This is a genomic window from Streptomyces phytophilus (genome assembly GCF_013870535.1).
Lineage (GTDB): Bacteria > Actinomycetota > Actinomycetes > Streptomycetales > Streptomycetaceae > Streptomyces > Streptomyces phytophilus.
Window position 1 is genome coordinate 1 of record NZ_JACBXC010000742.1, and the last position, 3,022, is coordinate 3,022.

Annotated in this window: 3 protein-coding genes; all 3 read right to left on the reverse strand. The window is 72.2% G+C overall.

Annotation, left to right across the window (positions count from 1 at the left end; translation table 11 throughout):
* Positions 1 to 28: 28 nt before the first annotated feature.
* Positions 29 to 1,399: a glycoside hydrolase family 6 protein gene (locus H5J30_RS24495; RefSeq protein ID WP_181789530.1), complete on the reverse strand. Its 1,371-nt coding sequence runs from the start codon at positions 1,397 to 1,399 to the stop codon at positions 29 to 31.
* Between the two features lie 391 nt (positions 1,400 to 1,790).
* On the reverse strand, positions 1,791 to 2,681 hold the full coding sequence (locus tag H5J30_RS24500) for a ketopantoate reductase family protein (RefSeq protein ID WP_181789531.1): 891 nt from the start codon (positions 2,679 to 2,681) through the stop codon (positions 1,791 to 1,793).
* A gap of 57 nt (positions 2,682 to 2,738) precedes the next feature.
* A partial coding sequence (locus H5J30_RS24505) for an LmrA/YxaF family transcription factor (protein ID WP_374101020.1) occupies positions 2,739 to 3,022 on the reverse strand: 284 nt, incomplete at its 5' end.

Here is a 3,022-nt window from a genome sequence, read left to right on the forward strand (position 1 = left end):
GGCGGAGGGTGGGGGGAACTCGCGTGCGCTAGCTCACCGACGGGTTGGCGTTGGCGATCAGTTCCTCGAACTGGGCCTGGAACCAGTGGCCGGAGGTCGGCGCGCCGTCCAGGGCGCCCGACATGTTGTACTGGTTGCGCGCGTTGCCCTCGTAGGTCGGGTCGCACATCCGGTCGAAGCCCTTGTCGTCGTCCGGAATCTCCTCGCTGGCGCCGTCCGACTCACCCGGAGGCTTGATCCAGGCGTAGGCGTGAATGCTGGTCGCGGGCGAGGCGGTCGGCCGCTCGCCGAGGCCGGCGCCGGACTGGTTGCACCAGTTGCCGAGGTGGATCCGGCGGTCGGTGCGGCTGTCGTTGACGTAGTCCTCACCGGGCCCGGAGATGTCGCCGGGGCCGGAGGGCCGGTCCGCGCCGCCCCAGCCGTTGCGCGAGGTGTCGATGATCGCGCCCATGCCGGACGGGAACCCGGCGCTGGTGGCGGCCTGCGTCACGAACGCCTGCGCGAAGGACTGCTCGTCCACGTAGCGGTTCCAGTCCACCCACGAGCTGTGCCCCTCGCGGATGGGACCGTCGGCCGCCCTGTCGTCGATCGAGAAGTACGGCTCCACGGTGGCGCCGTAGTTCGCGGTGTTGGCCGCGAAGCCGGTGACGTCCTCGGGCGAGGCGCCCTCGGCGTTGGCGGCCTCGTAGAGCAGGTCGGCGGTCGCCTGGAAGTTGTCGTCCCAGCCGATCCAGCCGTGGTGGCCGATGTCGATGTAGTTGTAGACGTTGCCGTTGTCGCCCAGGGTGCCCAGGTTGTAGCCGACGCCCTTGACGTAGTTGCCGTTGGCCTTCATCACGTCGCACTCGGGCGTCGCCGTCTCCCGACCGCCGACGTTGGTGATGAGGTTGGGCAGCGAGTCGATCTCGACGATGTTGATGACCTTGAGGCTCTCGTACGCCGGGTCGTCGATGATCGTGTCGATCGCGTCGATGAACTCGGTCTTGTACCGGTCGATCTCGGTCGGGCCCAGCTCGCCCCGGGAGGCGAGCGCCGCGCAGTCGCGGCCGGGCAGGTTGTAGGTGACGATCTGGATGGCGTCGGCGCCCTGTGCCAGCGCCTCGTCCATGTGCTCGCGCAGGCCCATGTTGTTGGAACCGTCGGAGCCACTGGTGATCGCCCCGATGCTGTCGAGCCACACCGCGGTCGGGGTGTCGGCGATGGCCGCGCCGCCGCCCTGGGTGGCCGCGGCGGACCAGTCGGGGTTCACGTAGAGCTGGCTGCCCGCGTAGGGATTGTCGCCGGGCGCCGCGGTCTCGGCCGCCGCGGGGGGCGCGGACAGCGAGTACGTCAGCAGGGTGCCGGTGGCGGCCAGCGCCGCGGCGCTGACGCCGGTGACACGTAGGCGTGACTTTCTCATGCGGCTCTCCTTCCACGCCCGTGCCGGGCGTTGGAGGTGGGGGGTTGCGGGGGGTGTGCGTGGGGGGCAGTGCCGGAGCGCGCGATTACTGACGAGTACATGTCAATATTTGACCTTCCTTCCACGCGTCCCGAGCGGTGGTGTGTGAAGGGTGGGAGCGCTCCCATATCGCGCTGCGAGGCTAACAGCTCAAAGAAGTGTTGTGAAGGGTCCGCCCACGAGGATGGGCGTCTTCACTCGTCGTAGGCGCGGACCGGGCGGGTGGCGAACGTGCGGGCGGGGCACGGCAGTTGGATGCCGTGCCCCGCCGTGCCCCACCGTGTCCCGCCGTGTCCCGGGTGTCCCGGGCGCCCGCCCGGGGGCCTGCCGTCGAGCCGTCGCCGACGCCGTGCTACGCGCCCGCCCGTGCCCCGATCTCCGCGACCAGCCGCTCCGCCACCGGCACCGCGATCCCGTGCGCCCCGGCGGCACGCAGCAGCGCGCCGCCGATGGCGTCGAGTTCGAGGGGGCGGCCGGCCTCCGCGTCGCGGAGCATCGAGGACTTCGTACGGGCCGGGAAGGTGTCGTACATCGTCGCGACCGCCTCCGCGTCCACCCGCGCCCCGCCCGCGCTCGCGACCGCGGCGGTCTCCGCCAGCAGGGCCAGCATCTCGTCCCGGTGCTCGGTCCGTACGCCGCCGACGGGCAGGCCGTGGCGGGTGGTGAGCAGGGCCATCGGCGCGAGGAACGCCATCTTCGTCCACAGGACGCTCGCCTCGTCGGCCCGGACCTGGACCTCGGCGCCCGCCTCGGTCAGCACCCGCGCGACCGCCTCCAGCCGCGCACGCGGCGCCGTGGCGGAGGCGAGCGAGACCTTGGTGAACGGGCTGCCGTGCTCGATCAGTCCCGGCGCGATCCGGGTGGACTCCACGGTGATCGTGCCGGCGGCGACCTGCTCGGGGCGGTAGCGCTCGCGCAGCGCGGCCATGTGGTCGACGCCGTTGAGCAGCGGCACCACGAGGCCGTCGCCGAGCGCCGCGGGGGGCACCCGTTCCAGGGCGGCGTCGAAGGCCGTGGCCTTCACGGCGACGACGCACAGGTCCACGGGTTCGCGCAGTTCGGTGTTGCCGGCCACGTGGGTGGCGAAGTCGCCGAACTGCTTGCTGTTGACGGTGATTCCGTCGGCCTGGAGGGCGCCGGCGGTCGCGTCGCCGGCCAGACAGGTCACCCGGTGCCCGGCCCGGGCGAGCAGCCCGGCGAGCAGCCCGCCGACCCCGCCGGGACCGAGTACGGCAGCGTTCATCGTGTCCATGCGGAGCAGTAAAGGCCAGTTCACCGAGGACGTCCACACCGCCCGCGGTCAGCTCCGCGGCGCCGCCGCGACGAGCTGGGCGAGGTGGCCGGCGGCGTCGCGCAGCGGGGTGTCGTCCGCGGTCACGCGGGTCAGCAGCTCGGCGCCCTCCAGGATGCTGATGACCGTGCCGGCCAGCGAGCGGGCCGCCGCGGGTTCGATGCCGCTCCTGGTGAGCTTGACCATGATCATGTCCCGCCAGTCCGTGAGCGCCCGGGTGGCCGCCTCCTGGAGCCCGGGGACGCGGCCGATCGTCTCCAACGCGGTCACGGCGACCGGGCAGCCGTCCGTCC

Bases quoted from the DNA above. Each gene is read 5' to 3' on its own strand.
- H5J30_RS24500 (WP_181789531.1), bottom strand. From the start codon at position 2,681: ATGAACGCTGCCGTACTCGGTCCCGGCGGGGTCGGCGGGCTGCTCGCC.
- H5J30_RS24495 (WP_181789530.1), bottom strand. From the start codon at position 1,399: ATGAGAAAGTCACGCCTACGTGTCACCGGCGTCAGCGCCGCGGCGCTG.